18 protein-coding genes are annotated in these 15,891 nt (G+C 39.7%); 13 read left to right on the top strand and 5 right to left on the bottom strand.

The features are described from left to right. The first annotated feature begins 42 nt into the window (after positions 1-42). The 6 genes from I5J82_RS17540 to I5J82_RS17515 all read left to right on the top strand — a co-directional run bounded on the left by I5J82_RS17540 (position 43) and on the right by I5J82_RS17515 (position 5,308). Positions 43-1,029, top strand: a complete 987-nt coding sequence (locus I5J82_RS17540; RefSeq protein WP_198769102.1) for a branched-chain amino acid ABC transporter permease — start codon at positions 43-45, stop codon at positions 1,027-1,029. Positions 1,030-1,039: 10 nt separating this feature from the next. Further along, positions 1,040-2,329 (top strand): branched-chain amino acid ABC transporter permease, encoded by a 1,290-nt coding sequence (locus I5J82_RS17535; protein WP_198769101.1) that lies wholly within the window; start codon positions 1,040-1,042, stop codon positions 2,327-2,329. Between the two features lie 14 nt (positions 2,330-2,343). Then, positions 2,344-3,120, top strand: coding sequence for an ABC transporter ATP-binding protein (locus I5J82_RS17530; RefSeq protein WP_198769100.1), 777 nt, complete (start codon positions 2,344-2,346; stop codon positions 3,118-3,120). 11 nt (positions 3,121-3,131) lie between these two features. Beyond that, a complete protein-coding gene (locus I5J82_RS17525; RefSeq protein WP_198769099.1) occupies positions 3,132-3,839 on the top strand; it encodes an ABC transporter ATP-binding protein in 708 nt (235 codons plus the stop codon). Positions 3,840-4,396: 557 nt separating this feature from the next. Next, positions 4,397-4,867 (top strand): low molecular weight protein-tyrosine-phosphatase, encoded by a 471-nt coding sequence (locus tag I5J82_RS17520; protein WP_198769098.1) that lies wholly within the window; start codon positions 4,397-4,399, stop codon positions 4,865-4,867. A gap of 15 nt (positions 4,868-4,882) precedes the next feature. Next, entirely contained in the window at positions 4,883-5,308 is a 426-nt protein-coding gene (locus I5J82_RS17515) for a GNAT family N-acetyltransferase (protein WP_198769097.1), read from the top strand. A gap of 253 nt (positions 5,309-5,561) precedes the next feature. Here the strand turns inward: I5J82_RS17515 and I5J82_RS17510 are convergent, their stop codons facing one another. Continuing rightward, entirely contained in the window at positions 5,562-5,816 is a 255-nt protein-coding gene (locus tag I5J82_RS17510; protein ID WP_137791560.1) for a GlsB/YeaQ/YmgE family stress response membrane protein, read from the bottom strand. 161 nt (positions 5,817-5,977) lie between these two features. Between I5J82_RS17510 and I5J82_RS17505 the strand changes: the two genes are divergently transcribed. Together I5J82_RS17505 and I5J82_RS17500 are read left to right on the top strand one after the other, a co-directional pair. Next, the gene (locus tag I5J82_RS17505; protein WP_233096677.1) at positions 5,978-6,853 is read left to right on the top strand and encodes a YihY/virulence factor BrkB family protein; all 876 of its coding nucleotides are present in this window, start codon (positions 5,978-5,980) and stop codon (positions 6,851-6,853) included. Positions 6,854-7,230: 377 nt separating this feature from the next. Beyond that, entirely contained in the window at positions 7,231-7,677 is a 447-nt protein-coding gene (locus I5J82_RS17500) for a VanZ family protein (RefSeq protein WP_198769096.1), read from the top strand. An 88-nt stretch (positions 7,678-7,765) separates the two neighbouring features. Here the strand turns inward: I5J82_RS17500 and I5J82_RS17495 are convergent, their stop codons facing one another. Beyond that, the gene (locus I5J82_RS17495; protein ID WP_198769275.1) at positions 7,766-8,215 is read right to left on the bottom strand and encodes a TlpA disulfide reductase family protein; all 450 of its coding nucleotides are present in this window, start codon (positions 8,213-8,215) and stop codon (positions 7,766-7,768) included. 125 nt (positions 8,216-8,340) lie between these two features. Beyond that, complete coding sequence (locus I5J82_RS17490; RefSeq protein ID WP_233096676.1) at positions 8,341-9,519, bottom strand: MFS transporter; 1,179 nt, start codon at positions 9,517-9,519, stop codon at positions 8,341-8,343. Between the two features lie 90 nt (positions 9,520-9,609). Here I5J82_RS17490 and I5J82_RS17485 point away from each other — a divergent pair, with 90 nt between their 5' ends. Both I5J82_RS17485 and I5J82_RS17480 read left to right on the top strand, forming a co-directional pair. After that, positions 9,610-9,993: an OsmC family protein gene (locus I5J82_RS17485; protein ID WP_198769094.1), complete on the top strand. Its 384-nt coding sequence runs from the start codon at positions 9,610-9,612 to the stop codon at positions 9,991-9,993. 122 nt (positions 9,994-10,115) lie between these two features. Next, complete coding sequence (locus tag I5J82_RS17480; protein ID WP_198769093.1) at positions 10,116-10,961, top strand: YfkD famly protein; 846 nt, start codon at positions 10,116-10,118, stop codon at positions 10,959-10,961. 242 nt (positions 10,962-11,203) lie between these two features. Here I5J82_RS17480 and I5J82_RS17475 read toward each other — a convergent pair whose 3' ends face one another. After that, positions 11,204-11,521, bottom strand: a complete 318-nt coding sequence (locus I5J82_RS17475; RefSeq protein ID WP_066243338.1) for a winged helix-turn-helix transcriptional regulator — start codon at positions 11,519-11,521, stop codon at positions 11,204-11,206. A 110-nt stretch (positions 11,522-11,631) separates the two neighbouring features. Further along, complete coding sequence (gene yfkAB / locus I5J82_RS17470; protein WP_198769092.1) at positions 11,632-12,750, bottom strand: radical SAM/CxCxxxxC motif protein YfkAB; 1,119 nt, start codon at positions 12,748-12,750, stop codon at positions 11,632-11,634. Between the two features lie 134 nt (positions 12,751-12,884). Here yfkAB and I5J82_RS17465 point away from each other — a divergent pair, with 134 nt between their 5' ends. From I5J82_RS17465 to pdaA, 3 genes are all read left to right on the top strand, one after another. Next, on the top strand, positions 12,885-13,076 hold the full coding sequence (locus tag I5J82_RS17465; RefSeq protein ID WP_066243343.1) for an SE1561 family protein: 192 nt from the start codon (positions 12,885-12,887) through the stop codon (positions 13,074-13,076). Between the two features lie 108 nt (positions 13,077-13,184). Further along, positions 13,185-14,732 carry a fumarate hydratase gene (locus I5J82_RS17460; protein ID WP_198769091.1) on the top strand — a complete coding sequence of 516 codons (1,548 nt, stop codon included), beginning with the start codon at positions 13,185-13,187 and terminating at the stop codon, positions 14,730-14,732. A 321-nt stretch (positions 14,733-15,053) separates the two neighbouring features. Beyond that, positions 15,054-15,863 (top strand): delta-lactam-biosynthetic de-N-acetylase, encoded by an 810-nt coding sequence (gene pdaA / locus I5J82_RS17455; RefSeq protein ID WP_408610423.1) that lies wholly within the window; start codon positions 15,054-15,056, stop codon positions 15,861-15,863. The last annotated feature ends 28 nt before the right edge of the window (positions 15,864-15,891 follow it).

Raw genomic sequence — 15,891 nt, 5'->3', positions numbered from 1 at the left:
TTTTTTACATACACTCCCCAGACGTGAAAGAGAGGAATATTTATGTTAGCTGACATTTTACAAAGTCTGCCTCAAGTACTCGTAGATGGAATTGCTCTTGGTGCGATATACGCAGTTATTGCACTTGGTTATACGATGGTTTATGGAATATTAGAGCTCATTAATTTCGCCCACGGTGAAATTTTTATGACAGGTGCTTTTATCGGAGTTGCGATGCTGATTCTCATGACAGGCATGGGTTGGTTAGCAGCGATGCCTGCCATTCTAGCTTTAATTCTTGTGTTGGTGGTTACGTCGATCCTAACCGGTTTCATGGGTGTTGGAATAGAGCGGATGGCATACAGACCGCTCCGGAATTCACCAAAACTGATCACGTTGATCTCAGCGATCGGTGTATCGTTTTTGCTGCAGGATCTTGTTCGTTTTATTACAGAATACAAAAGAGGAAATTATATATTAACTGGTCCATCCATGTTTAATGAGCAATTTTCAATTAAATTTTCTAGCATTTCCTCTTCGTTTAGTGATGCGTTCTTTAAAACATCTACTTTGATTCTAATCATTGCAGTAGTGATCATGATGATCGGACTGGACTTTTTCGTAAATAAAACGAAGTGGGGCATGGCGATGAGAGCAGTCGCTCAAGATCGTGAAACGGCTTCACTAATGTCTATCAATGTGAACAAAGTAATTTCGTTAACGTTTTTCATCGGGTCGGCATTAGGTGGAGCAACGGGTGTCCTGTTTGCTGTTCAATACGGAACGATCGATCCGTATATTGGTTTTATCCTAGGATTAAAAGCATTTACGGCTGCAGTCCTTGGAGGCATCGGTAATATTCGTGGTGCTATGGCTGGAGGATTGATGTTAGGGATTCTAGAAATGTTTGCAGCTGCCAACTTGCAACTATTAACGGGTGGTATCTTTGGCGCAGAGTATAAAGATGTATTCGCGTTCGCCATTCTAATCGTCGTTTTAATTTTCAAACCAGAAGGACTGTTTGGTAAAGCAGTTACTGAGAAAGTGTAGGTGAAGAGCGATGAATAAGCTGACAAGTAAATTAAAAGGCAACAAGCTGGCACAAATTATTCTGCTCGTCCTTTATGTACTGGTTACCTCCTTGAGCCTATATCTTGCCCAAGCATCTGTAACAGCTTTTCTGTTGCTGTTGTTCTCATTATTGCTTCTGTATTATACAGAATTGCCAGACCGTCTAAAATGGTTGATCGCAGGTGTCGTACTCATCGGAGTAATACCTTTTGTATCGAGCACTGGACCAGGTTATCAATCTTATATGGAAGTCGCTACGGTTGTCGGAATTTATGTAGCGATGGCATTGGGACTTAATATTGTAGTTGGTTTAGCAGGTTTACTGGATCTCGGGTTCGTAGCTTTCTTTGCAATCGGGGCATATACGTATGGAATCTTTGCAACAGGACAAGCTGCTAACTTTATGCCGTTCGGAACGTTCCCTTTATCCGGTGAAAGCTTTTGGATCTTTATTTTAATCGGATGCTTTGTAGCGGCACTATTCGGTGTCTTATTAGGAATTCCTGTACTTCGTGTAAAAGGAGACTACTTAGCGATCGTTACGCTTGGTTTCGGTGAGATCATTAGAATTGTGTTCAATAACCTGGATAAGCCTGTGAATATCACGAATGGAGCAATGGGCCTAGCGTCTGTTAAACCTCCAGAGATCTTCGGGTATCAGTTTGTATATCCAAACCAATTCTACTTTATTGTTCTTGCTATCTTGTTTCTTGTCATTCTAGCTGTTAGAAGATTTGAGTTCTCAAAAATCGGCCGGTCTTGGAAAGCGGTTAGAGAAAACGAGATCGCTGCACAATCGATGGGTATCCACCTTGTGCGTACGAAGCTTTTAGCATTTGCAATCGGGGCTTCTTTTTCAGGAATGATGGGGGTTGTCTTTGCAGCGAAACAAACATTCGTTGATCCGACGAGTTTCACATTGCTAGAGTCCATCACAATCCTAGTAATGGTTATCTTAGGAGGTATGGGCAGTGTTCCAGGTGTAATTCTTGGTGCAGCCGTGATCACAATATTAAACCTACAGGTACTTACAGAGGTAACGAATTACTTAAATCAATTGAGTCTTGATGGTGTGATCAGTTTTCCAGAAGCACTCGCTCCAGCAAAAATGCAACGTTTTATCTTTGGAGCGATATTAATCATATTTGCCATCTATCGCCCTCAAGGGTTAATACCATCTAAAAATCCTGTGTTTGATGAAGAATCTCTTAAAGAGGGGTCTAAAAAGCACAGAAAAGAACAGATTACGGTTGAACCTGACAAAGGGTTTCAGGCATAGGAGGCGGTATAAAGATGTCGATATTAACGGTTAGTAATCTTACAAAACAGTTTGGCGGACTGGTTGCCGTAAATTCAGTAGATATGACGGTTGAAAAAGGTTCGATAACAGCTGTAATCGGACCGAACGGAGCAGGGAAAACTACCTTTTTCAACTTAATCACAGGAGTATATCAGCCAGACAATGGGAATGTACAACTCGGATCAACTTCTTTAGTCGGGTTAAAGCCACATGAGATCTCCCGGCACGGAATTGCTCGTACGTTCCAGAATATACGTCTTTTTTCAAACATTACTGTTCTCGAAAATGTGATGGTAGGTTTGCATAAACAGTTGAAAGCTGGGATTGTTGGTACCCTGTTTCAAACAAAAAAGGTAAGAGAAGAAGAACAGAGGGCAAAAGAAGAAGCGTACCATTGGCTTGAATATGTTGGCCTCGCTAAGCATTTGAACGAAGATGCTCAAAATCTATCCTATGGAGCTCAACGTAGGCTTGAGATTGCCCGTGCACTGGCTACGAAACCAAAACTTTTGCTTTTAGATGAACCAGCGGCAGGCATGAATCCGAGAGAAACGCGTGAGTTAACAGAGTTCATCCATCGAATGAGAGAGGATCTGGATGTAACGATTGTTTTGATCGAACATGATATGAAGCTAGTGATGCAGATATCTGAACAGATCTTTGTTTTGGATCATGGTGAAAAGATCGCTGAAGGAAAGCCCGCTGAAATCCGTAATAATGTAAAGGTGATTGAAGCTTATCTTGGAAAAAGTGCCGTAACACCAGCGTAAGGAGGAGAACGATGAGTATTCTACAATTAAAAGATATAAACACATATTACGGTGGTATTCATGCGCTAAAAGGTATTAGCATTTCTGTAGAAAAAGGGGAAATCGTTACATTAATCGGATCGAACGGTGCAGGAAAATCCACGACTTTAAAAACAATCAGCGGACAGGTTCTGCCGAAAACAGGTTCTGTTATCTATGAAGGAAAAGATATCTCTAAACAACCTGCCCACATTACCGCTCAAACGGGTATTGCGCACGTTCCTGAAGGAAGAAGGATCTTTCCAAGACTGACGGTAAAAGAGAACTTAGAGATGGGTGCTTTTATCGTAAAAGATAAAAAGGTCATCAAAGAGCGGATGGAACAGGTCTTCGATTATTTTCCAAGGTTGAGAGAACGCCTAACCCAAAAAGGGGGTACAATGAGCGGCGGTGAGCAGCAGATGCTTGCCATGGGTCGTGCATTGATGTCAAAGCCAAGTCTCTTGTTGCTTGATGAACCTTCAATGGGATTAGCTCCTGTTATTGTAGAACAAATTTTTGATATTATCAGTGATCTCAATAAAGAAGGAATGACGATTCTTCTAGTTGAACAGAATGCGTTTCAAGCTCTGCAAATCGCGAATCGAGGGTATGTGCTGCAGACTGGAGAGATCGTGATGGCTGGTCAAGGGAATGAGCTCATTACAAATGAGTCCGTTCGAGAGGCTTATCTGGCTTAACTAGACGGTTATGGCAAACGATGCTTTGTAAGCAGTTGGTTTCCGTTCCAGATGCTCGCTTTCCACGGGGCGTGCGGTGAGCCTCCTGCCGCTTTGCGCCAGTAGGAGTCTCCACCTGTCTAGTTCCAGTGACTAGCCCCTCGAGGTCAAAAGTTGAATGGTCAAGAAGGCAAAGTGCACCTTCCTAGCCCATTCAACTGTTGCTTGTCGGGGCTGAACGAGTCACTTTCACTTTTCGGACTGACCGCTCGTCCCGTAGGAGTCTCCCATCTTGCACTCCAATCAACTAGTCAGTGAAGTGAAAGAAAAGACAGTTAAGAAGAACTTCACATAAAGACCAGTTCATACCAAAGTACGTAGTGATTTCAATCCGTCACAGGATGCTCGTGTTCCGAGGGCAAGCAGCTTTTCGAAACAATCTATTGTAAATTCAACAGCATAATTAACAGAACAAATAAAACCGGGGATCAACCTGGTTTTATTTTTGTGTATATTTTCCCTTTATTATTGGATGAAATTGTTATACCTTTAAAAGGAAGATGAAAGGGGTATGATTCATGATTAAAGTACTCTTTGTATGCTTAGGAAACATATGTCGATCTCCTATGGCTGAGGCTATTTTTCGAGATCTTGTAAATCGAGAAGGTTTATCAGAAAAAATTTCTATTGATTCTGCTGGAACAGGAAATTGGCATGTAGGAGAACCGCCTCATGAGGGAACAAGGAATATCTTGAAAGAAAACCAAATTTCCTATGAAGGTCAGAAGGCGCGCCAAGTTAAGACAAAAGATTTAACAGACTACGATTATATCATTGGGATGGATGCTGAGAATATTGGTAACATGCATAGAATGGCAGGGCAAACGAAAACAGGTATGATTGCAAGGTTAATGGATTTTGTACCTGAAGATGAGAATGAGGATGTTCCGGATCCGTATTTTACAGGTAATTTTCAAGAAGTATATGATCTTGTAACAACTGGCTGTGAGAGGCTTTTAATCGAAATTAAAAATAGAGAATCGTTTTAATCAGGAGGATATCGGATGGGTGAAATTCGTCAATTAACATCAGAACAAGAAGTGCGTGATGCTTTTCCTGTTATGAGTCAACTTCGTACACATCTTTCAGAAGACCTTTTCTATGAACTTTTTTTACAGATGGAGAAGGAAGGATATACGTTATTTGCCAATATACATGAAGGGAAAATCGTTGCTTTGGCGGGGTTTGCGATGCTGACCAATCTTTATGATGGTAAACATATTTATTTGTATGATTTAATCACTGATTCCAACGAACGATCAAAAGGGTTTGGTGAGGAACTTCTTGCATTTTTGGAGTCTTTTGCACTTCAGAATAACTGTAATTGTGTTGCACTAAGTTCAAATGTGAACCGTTTAGACGCTCACCGATTTTATACAGAAAAGATGAATTACGAGATGCCGAGTTATGTGTTTAAAAAAAGATTTTAGTTTAATGGTCGTTAATCGTGACCGAGCATAAATTCCGGCCATCGATCATAATATTCCCGAACGATTATAAATTTCAACGAACGAGCAATAATCAGCACCATCATCTCGACTAAACGAACAAGAAACCTTATGCAACCTAAATGAATTGCATAATTATTGTAACAAAGCAAAAAGCCGGGCAAGGAAGATCATATAATGATCAACTTTGGCCAGCTTTTCTTTTTTGAAAAGGGTTATGTTTTAGTAAATCTTATTAAGCACGGCTACGCATGCTGCGCATGATAAAGCTTACGATAAGTACTACTACAACTGCACCGATAATAGCTGGAACGATTGCAAATCCTGCTACCATTGGTCCCCAATCACCTAATAATAATCCACCTAACCATGCACCAACAAAACCTGCGATGATGTTACCGATGATTCCGCCTGGTACGTCACGTCCTGTTAAAAGACCTGCTAACCAACCGATGATTCCTCCAATTATAAGTGCCCATAATAAACTCATTTAAAATTCCTCCTTTTTTTTTGTAGGTTGTAATATGGAATTATTCTTAAGTTACCCATTATAAAAAATTATAAACTTATCCTGAAAAAAGTTTTTATCACCCTAATGAAGGGGAAAGATAAAGGGAAATGTATAAAAATAAGTAAGGGGTGAGAGGAACTTTGACATTATGGCATATACTCAAACATATGAAAGCCAAAGCATTTGGAATTGAATTCATGCATGGTTTTCAAAGAGGAGATGTAACAGGACTTGCAGCACAGCTTGCTTATTATTTTCTGCTTTCGCTGTTCCCTTTTCTTATCTTCTTATTAACGCTTGGAGCCTTTTTTATTGAACCGAAAGAAGCGCTCGACCTGTTAGAACACTTTGTACCATCAGAAGCGATGGATTCTGTTCGAGAGAATTTACTTGCTGTATTAGAAGGAAGAAGTGGCGGCCTTTTATCAATCGGTATTCTAGCTACGATTTGGTCAGCTTCTAATGCGATTAATGCTGTAATCAAGACTTTGAATGAAGCATATGGCGTTGAAGAATGCCGCAGCTTTATAAAAACAAGGTTATTGGCTATTTTTTTAACGTTTGGCGTTATTTTTGCTTTTGTTGTTGCACTCGTTTTTCCTGTATTCGGTAAGATGCTTGGAAACGCAGCCTTTTCCTATTTAGGATTAAGTGAAGAGTTCCTTCAGATTTGGGGAGTATTACGCTGGTTGATCAGCTTCTTCATCATCGCGACCGTTGTATCTGTTCTCTATTATTTGGCTCCCTGTAAAAAGCTCAAATATAGTGAGATCTGGTACGGTTCACTTGTTGCCACATTCTTTTGGCAGATCGTCTCATTCGGTTTCGCCTTTTACGTTGATCATTTTGGTAATTATTCTGCTACTTACGGGAGTATTGGGGCAATTATTGTTCTTATGCTTTGGTTTTACCTCACGGGTATCGTCTTATTATCTGGAGGCGTCCTAAATGCCACGTTTCATAAGTTCAAGATTGATTTTGCCAAGAAAAGGGGCTTGTTAAAGGCTGAATCCTAGGAAAAACTATACATACCTTGTCGTTAAGGAGGTATTATTGATATGGGAAAAAGCAACAAACAGACCCACAACAATAAGAACAATAAAAATGATAGTCAGCACAAAACGAGCAAATCCTCAAACAAAAAGAATGACTTTCATTAATCTAAACGCGAATAATATGAAGCTGTCCTCTTAGCAGGGCGGCTTTTTTTGTTTGTTCAGAAACGATAGTGAAAAAGTACAAAAGAAGTACATGTTTTGAACGAATACTGCGAAATGTGTATAGGTAACGAAGAAAAGTTTGTGTCTTTTACCTGTATCTCATTAAGAGCTTTGCATGTTACACTAAAAAGGCACTTATGGGAATTTCTTTAAAAGGCAGGAGAAAAGGCAGTATGAAAAAAGTTAGATTCATCTTTAGTATTTTAGGTACACTTGTTTTTATCGTGTACATGGCAGTTCTGATTAAAGCGACTCTTTTCTCATTTAATGAGTATGTTTATGGAAAATCAGCTAATCTCGTTTTGTTTGATAGCATTAGACAGATGTGGAGAAGCGATAATGATTGGCTCATCCTTAAGAACATTATAGGGAATGTGATTTTATTTGTACCATTTGGTTTGTTGCTGCCTTTAATTTACCGAGTGTTTAACTCTTGGCGTTTTATTTTCATTTTTGGTTTTGGTACAAGTTTTATTATAGAAGTTCTTCAATATGAGTATTTTAAACGAATCTTTGATATTGATGATATATTTCTTAATGGTATAGGTGCTATGCTAGGGCTGTTTTTGTATAAGTTTTTAGCGGTGATCTTTCGATGGATCGAACGATTGTTAAAATAATGGCTGTTTTCTTATGTAGAGGATGTTATATAAATAGAGGCAAATAAATAAACCGGGCAGCGATAACAGCTGTCCGGTTTTTGTATACTTACTTTGTTTCTTTTCCTAGCACACGGTTAACACGTTTTGTAAGCATCTTCATGCCATCTCCACCTGCTTGGTAGTGACGAAGCTTACCTTCTGCATCAAAAACATAATAAGCAGGCACGTACTCGTTTTCAAATGCGTCTGTTAGAGCATGATCGTTATCAACAAAGATTGGCTGTGTAATATCATGTTCAGCTGCTACTTCTTTAATTTGATCGATATCCAAATCTTTTTCTGAACGAGGCATATGAACCGCAATAACGTTCAGTTCGTCTTTATAGTCATCGCGAAATTGATTAATGTTAGGCATTGCATCTTTACATAATCCACAGCTTACAGACCAAAAGTGGATAAGTGTGGGTTTATTTCCAATCAAGTCACTTTTAGTAACTTCTCCATTGATCCATTGTGTAGCACCGTTAAGTTCTGGCATATCCGAACGTAGTCTCATCATAAAAATATCTACTCCTTGTTTTTGAAGATAGTTAAAGTTATCTAATTTCTAGTTTAAAGATTGAACCACTAAAGTCAAAAATCCTGCTTTACTAATATGGTGTAAAAAGAAAAATATTATTTCTATGCTGTTTTAGACTTTATCGAGATTTCATTATTATTTTTAATAAACAGTATCGGTAAACAGAGCAAAAATAGCATGCCGCAGATAGCGAATACAAAAGCACCGCCATCAAACCAGCTTATAAAACTTCCCCCAATCATAGGACCTGACATGCTGCCTATGCTAAAGCTGATGCCTGCTAAGATATTCCCTGCAGGCAGGTGATATTTAGGAAGCAGGTCACTCATATATGCGATGCCAAGAGAGAACATCGATCCAACAAACATTCCTGATAAAAAGAACAAACTGATCAGAAGCCAAAAGTTGTTCATGCTCCAGTAGGTTGCCAGGAACGAGAAGAAACCAGAAACGAAAGAAAAGATTAAAATGGGTTTCCGCCCCAATTTATCGCTGAGAATTCCGAGTGGTAACTGGAAAACAAGGCTACCTAACACAAAAGCTGGCAGCAGAACCGCTACCCAATCTAAGCTGATTCCGTTCCGAAGTGCAAAAACGGGAAAAGAGCCATGAAGAGTTGCTTCTAAAAAGCCGTATCCAAAGGGTGGCAATAAAGATACCCATGCTAATTTCAGCACATCTTTATAGCGATCGATGGCTGTGACACCAGAAGTCCGAGCTGATTCTGTTTCAGGTGTTTCGTTTCGTATCGTCGTCATTAAAAGAAAAGAAAGAAAACAAAGACCTGCAGCAAGCCAAAAAGGAAGATTTTCGTTTACTTCTAGTATCTTTGTCATAAGAGGTCCGATTCCAAATCCTGCTCCGAACGCAATACCATATATAGAAATGTTTCTGCCTCTCTTTTTTTCAGGACTACTTGTCGTAATCCAAGTTTGTGTAGAGAAATGAAGCATATGATCTCCAATACCAATCAAGAGCCTTAAAACAAACCAAAACCAGAATACTTTCCAAACAGGAAACATAGCAAAACAGAGTACAACAGCTAAAAGTCCTGCTAAAATGAGTGGTTTATAGCCAAACCTTCTAAGAGGCTTTTCAATAAATGGAGAAGCGATCAAGATACCTATATAAAGAGCTGTAGCATGGAAACCGTTTAAGGAAGCGGATGTACCATCCTGTTCAAAGATGACTGCAATTAAAGGAAGCAGCATACCTTGAGCGAAACCTGAAATAAAAACAATGCTAACTAAAACTGAAAATTTATACGTAGAAAGCTGCATGAGCGTCTCCTTTTCAAAACAAACTAAAACCATTGTACAATGGAAACCAGAAAAAGTTGAGTGTAAGTTTAGGATTAGAGGTGTTTAAATTTGGAATTTAAAATGACTGAAAATGGATTTGAAACCGAGGTAGAATACGGAACACTTGAGATAAGCGGAAACGCCGAATATGGTTATCGGCCATTTCAACTACTCGTTTCTTCTATAGCTGTATGCAGCGGTGGCGTTCTTCGGAAAGTATTAGAGCGTATGAGAATGCAGTATGATGATATCTCTGTGCAAGCAAAGATAAATAGAGTGGAAAAAGAAGCAAACCGAGTATCTGACATTCACCTTCACTTTATGATCAAAGGAAAAGAATTATCAGAAGAGAAGGTTGAGAAAGCATTAAACGTCACTCGAAAAAATTGCTCGATGGTCCAGTCCGTTAAAGATAGTATAAATATCACTGAAAGCTTCGAGATTCATGCTTAATCGGCGCCCTGGTTCATTAAAGAATCAGGGCTTTATATTTTCCAACAATACCCGTGAGAATCAAAGCAGGGAACATGGATAAATTTTATGGCTTAGAAAAAAATAGGGGAAAGGAGGATGTTATGAAAAAGAGAATTTTTATTTTAATTTTTGTCATGCTTTTTGTGTTATCAAACACAGCACTAGCAGCTGAAAAAACAAAACAACAGCCAGAACAAAAACAAAAACAAGCAGAAAAAATAGAAAAAACTGCTCCAAAGGCAGATATTAAAGTACCGAGTTCGGTTCTTAGCATATCAAAAGAAAACACGTATCCTAACTCTGCACAAGATCTTCCGTACTTAGAACCGAGCAAGCTCGCGAAAGCCATGCTTAAAACGTCGGATGTTCCAATCACAAATCCAGATTTAATTCGTTTATTGAATGAGTCGACCATAAATGGATCAAAAGTAGCTTTCTGGTATCGTGCAAAAATTTACTTAGGGCAATGGCCGCTGTCTTATCAATCGACAGAGACGACTGTGAACTGGGAACATCAACAAATTAATTCAAACCGTTTAGACAACAGAGGTGCAAAAGCAATTGCGAAATTGTCTTATAATCAAACGGCTCATAAAAAAGTGAGCGGTGGTCTAACAGCATCGATTCCGAATAGTGAAGCTGTTCAAAAGATGATGCTTATCACAGCAGCAGAAAAATCAAAGCTACCATTGTCGTTTCAGACAGCAGTTGGTGCAGGCACAAAGAAATCCAACGTGTACCATGTGTCACCGAAACAGGTAGGTTATTTAAATAGTTATGTCCCAGCCGTTAATGAAAGAGGAAGAGTTACTTACGGAGAGGTCTATATCGTTCTTAAAGGCGGTAAAAGAGAGATCGTGATTCAAAACGTTACACAGCAAGGAATTGGAGCTTGGATTCCAGTTCAAGACCACGTATCTTTCAGTTTTCATACAAGCAATATGTAAAAAAGGACAGCTCCTTAATCAGCTGTCCTTCTTTTTGTTTAACCTTTGTGTCCTTTGAAAGTAGTTGATTTCCGCTACAGGTTGCTCGCTTTCCACGGGGCGAACGGTGAGCCTCCTGCCGCTTTGCGCCCTTAGGAGTCTCCACCTGACCGCTCGTCCCGTAGGAGTCTCGCACCTTTCGCTACAATCAACTGGCAATGAAGAAAGGCAGAATTAATCCACCTTTTGCTTTATCTACGGATTTAACAATGGTCCACCCATTGTTCGCTCCAGTCTTGAATGGCATTGATGATTGTTTTTAAAGAATTACCTTTATCCGTCAGTGAATACTCAATTCGCACAGGTGTCTCTGGGTATACATTACGTTTCACAATTCCCACAGACTCCAATTCCTTCATCCGTTCCGTAAGCATACGATCGCTCATTTCAGGAATCTGGGATTTGATGTCTTTAAACCGCTTCGGGCCATCCATCAAAACGCGAATGATCAGTCCTGTCCATTTTTTGCCGATAATATCCATGGCTACTTCGTACTTCGGACACATCGTGCTATAATCCATTATCATTCACCTCTATCTATATAAAAAACGATGCTTTTTCTACAGTCTATATTTGCCTCCTATTATACGGTTTAAACTTACTTTTGTAAAGTTTATAACTTTTTAACGCTTTAAAGCTTTGATGTGTTATTTTTGAAATCTACTTCTTTATAGTAAGAATGTTTTACAAGTACGTTAGGCCCTAGACATTGAACGGCAGGACAGTGACAGCTTAGTTCTTTAGCAAGAGCTGATTCGTTCCAAGTTTCATACGCGTCGAGCAAGCTTGTATCTTTAATGTTTCCGAGTGCAGGAGCATCTCCAAAGTCAGTCACGATAATATTCCCATCAAAGAGGTTGATGTTTAATCTTGATCTTCCATCAGGGTCATTACGAACTGTAACATTTTCTTCTGTTTGAAGTCTTCTGATCAAACGCAAGTCCTCTTCGTTTTCAGAGCAAGCATAAAAGGGTAGTGTGCCAAATAGCATCCAAGTGTTCTTATCACGAATATCAAGTAAGTGATGAATACTTTCACGCATTTCTTTTAGAGAGATTGTTTCCAATGTACTCGCGAAATCGCTGGGGTACATAGGGTGAATCTCGTGACGCTGACAGCCCATCTCAAGAACATGGTTATGTATCTCTTCCAAGTAGGGCAACGTCTTTTTATTTAACATCGTTTCAGCAGATACCATCACACCAGCTTTTGTTAAGGCTTGAGCGTTTTCAACTAAGCGGGTAAAGTAAGCTTGGCGTTGGTCAACGGAAGGCTTCTTTTCCATCATGGCAAAACCTGTATCAGAAAATTCCTCCACCGTTCCCCAGTTATGGGAAATGTGAAGCACATCCAAATACGGAATAATTTTTTCGTAGCGTGCTAAATCTAAAGTTAAATTTGAGTTGATCTGAGTACGTGCACCACGTTCTCTTGCGTATTTTAACAATGGCACAACGTAATTATTTACTGATTTTAAGGAAAGCATCGGCTCACCGCCAGTAATACTGAAAGCTCTTAATTGAGGAATCTCATCGAGTCGTTGGATAACAAGATCAAGCGGAAGAGGCTCAGGGTCTTTTGTTTGAAGCGTGTATCCGACAGCACAGTGCGCACATCGCATGTTGCACAATGTGGTTGTCGTTATTTCTATATTCGAAAGCTGAAGTTTTTTATGTTCACTCATATCTAAATAAGCTTCCCACGGATCGTTCTTTGGGGTTATCGCTTTTAATTCGGTTTTTAACACCATCATACATCTCCTTTGCGACCATAAATGGACAGTATCTATCTTAACCGAACCCACATTAAAGAAAAAGGATAATCTTCTGTTGGCAAAACCCGCTGACCTTGTTAAAGTAGAAGGGATGGAAAGGAGAGATCAACATGGGTAACTCTATTCAGGATAAATCCTCTCAAAAAGAATATATTAAAAATCGTATTGACTTATTAGTTGATGTTTTAGATTCTATAGATGCTGAAACAGCAGGAATTGAAGAGATCGACCGAATCATCGGAATGCTGGATGACTTAGAAGAAAAGTGCAAACAGTTCCGTCACGATTGGGAAGAAAAATAAGCTCGAAAACCGTTTCTTTATTAAAGAGACGGTTTTTTTTGTTATAATGAACTCATTAATAATTTTGATTACGCTTACAATAGCAAGTCACAAAGGGGTAGTGAAGAGATGGAGAAATTTCAAGAAAGCATGTACAAGCTCATTGTAGAAACATCAACGAAATTGCCAAAAGACGTTCGCCGTGCCATTCTTGCAGCTAAGCTAAAAGAAAACGCCGGAACACGTGCTGCGATGTCTCTTGATACGATTACAGATAATATTTTAAAAGCAGATGAAAATGTTTCGCCGATCTGTCAGGATACTGGACTTCCGACATTTAAAATCAAAGTTCCTGTAGGAGCGAACCAGATTAAGATGAAAAAAGCGATTCGTCAAGCGATCGCAGATGCAACAAAAGATACGAAATTGCGTCCGAACTCAGTTGATTCAATCACTGGAGACAACAGTGGGGACAACCTAGGAGACGGAACACCTGTTATTAAATTTGAGCAGTGGGAAGAGGATTACATTGATGCTCGTCTGATCTTAAAAGGCGGCGGTTGTGAGAATAAGAACATCCAATATAGCCTTCCTGCTGAGTTAGAAGGCCTAGGACGTGCGGGGCGTGATCTGGACGGTATCCGTAAATGTATCATGCACTCTGTTTATCAAGCTCAAGGCCAAGGCTGCAGTGCCGGTTTTATCGGTGTTGGGATTGGTGGAGACCGTACATCAGGTTACGAGCTAGCGAAAGAAATGTTATTCCGTTCTGTAGATGACGTAAATCCAAACGAAAACCTTCGTAAACTTGAAGAGTATGTGATGGAAAATGCAAATAAACTAGGTATCGGTACGATGGGCTTTGGCGGTGAAACCACTTTACTTGGCTGTAAAGTTGGCGTGATCAACCGTATTCCAGCGAGCTTCTTTGTATCAGTAGCTTATAACTGCTGGGCTTACCGCCGTTTAGGTGTAAAACTGAACGCTGAAACGGGAGAAATTCAAGAATGGTTGTATACAGAAGGCGAAGAAGTGGACTTCACTAAAGCTGAAGAGGAAGCTGCAGCAGCTGTTGAACAGCAGGAAGAAAAAACGAGAAGCGTCACCCTTGAAGCTCCTATTACCGAAGAACAGATCCGAGAGCTAAAAGTCGGAGATGTTGTGACGATCAACGGGATGATGCATACAGGTCGAGATGCTATTCATAAACATTTAATGGATAATCCGGCTCCAATCGATCTGAACGGTCAGATCATCTATCACTGCGGACCAGTAATGGCAAAAGACGCTGAAGGAAATTGGGTCGTAAAAGCGGCAGGACCAACGACAAGTATTCGTGAAGAACCTTACCAAGGCGACATCATGAAGAAGTTTGGAATCCGCGCGGTTATTGGTAAAGGTGGAATGGGTCCAAAAACATTAGCCGCTCTAAAAGAACACGGCGGTGTTTATCTGAACGCTATCGGCGGTGCTGCACAATATTACGCAGAGTGTATGGAGAAAGTAGAAGGTGTCGACCTTATGAAATTCGGAGTTCCAGAAGCAATGTGGCACATCCGCGTTAATGGATTTACAGCCGTTGTAACGATGGACTCACACGGAAACAGTCTTCATGAGCATGTGGAGAAGTCTTCCTTACAAAAGCTAGAGCAGTTTAAAGAACCAGTATTTAAATAAAAATGATGTATGAGTGAGCCACAGTTCTATATGGAACTGTGGTTTTTTGCTTTTTACAGCGTGAGATGAATAAAGAGTGTCGAAAAGTGTCTATCCATGTAGACTCGTGGATAAATCGCAAAAACTTGTGGATTGAAGGAGCAAACTTTAGGATTGGGCATCAAAAGTTGTGGATTGAAGAAGCAAACTTTAGGATTCACCAACACCAGACATTTCGTATCACCAAGTACATTCGTTTCCTTTATATCCCTAGCATGGTTTTCTGCAATATCAACAAAATAAAGGTATAGGTTGTCGCTTGAAGGAGGAAGTTTAATGAGAATCAATCGGCTCCTGTGCCTAATATTGGTTTCAATCATATTTTTTACACAAACACATGTTATTTATGCTCAAAGAGGCGTATCCAATCAAAGACTGGAATGGTATTTTGAGAAAAAAGGGGAAGAGAAGCCTCCGATCACAGATGCAAGATACATGGAGCTTATTCATAAATACGATAGTCTTTTTATTGGAGACCCAGCAAAAAAAGATATCTATTTAACCTTTGATAACGGATACGAAAATGGTTATACCGATAACGTTTTGGATGTGTTGAAGAGAAAGAAAGTACCTGCAGCCTTTTTTGTAACCGGACAATTTATGAAGACTCACCCTCACCTAATAAAACGTATGGCTGAAGAAGGGCATATTGTAGGGAATCACTCCTATTACCATCCAGATCTTACCCAAGTGTCTGATGCACGATTAAAAAACGAACTCGAAAAAGTAAAGCTCAGATACACGGAGATAACGGGAAAAACCAATATGAATTATATTAGACCTCCAAGAGGAGTGTTTAGCGAAAGAACGATTATGCTTGCTAAACAAGAAGGTTATACACATGTGTTCTGGTCACTTGCATTTTTAGATTGGGAAACCAATAAACAGCGTGGTTGGCAATATTCGTACAACCAGATCATGAAGCAGATCCATCCAGGCAGCATCATGCTTCTGCATACGGTGTCTAAAGACAATGCAGATGCACTTGAACGCACGATTGAGGCTCTTCAGAAGAGAGGCTATACATTTAAAAGCTTAGACGACTTACAGCTTAAAAAATCTGTACCCACTCCATTATTATTTAAGTCTTGAAAAAACACTTTTGCATAAATTGCGAAGG

The sequence above is a fragment of the Fictibacillus halophilus genome (assembly GCF_016401385.1).
Taxonomy (GTDB): Bacteria; Bacillota; Bacilli; order Bacillales; family Fictibacillaceae; genus Fictibacillus; species Fictibacillus halophilus.
This window is presented reverse-complemented; position numbering and strand designations above follow the sequence as displayed.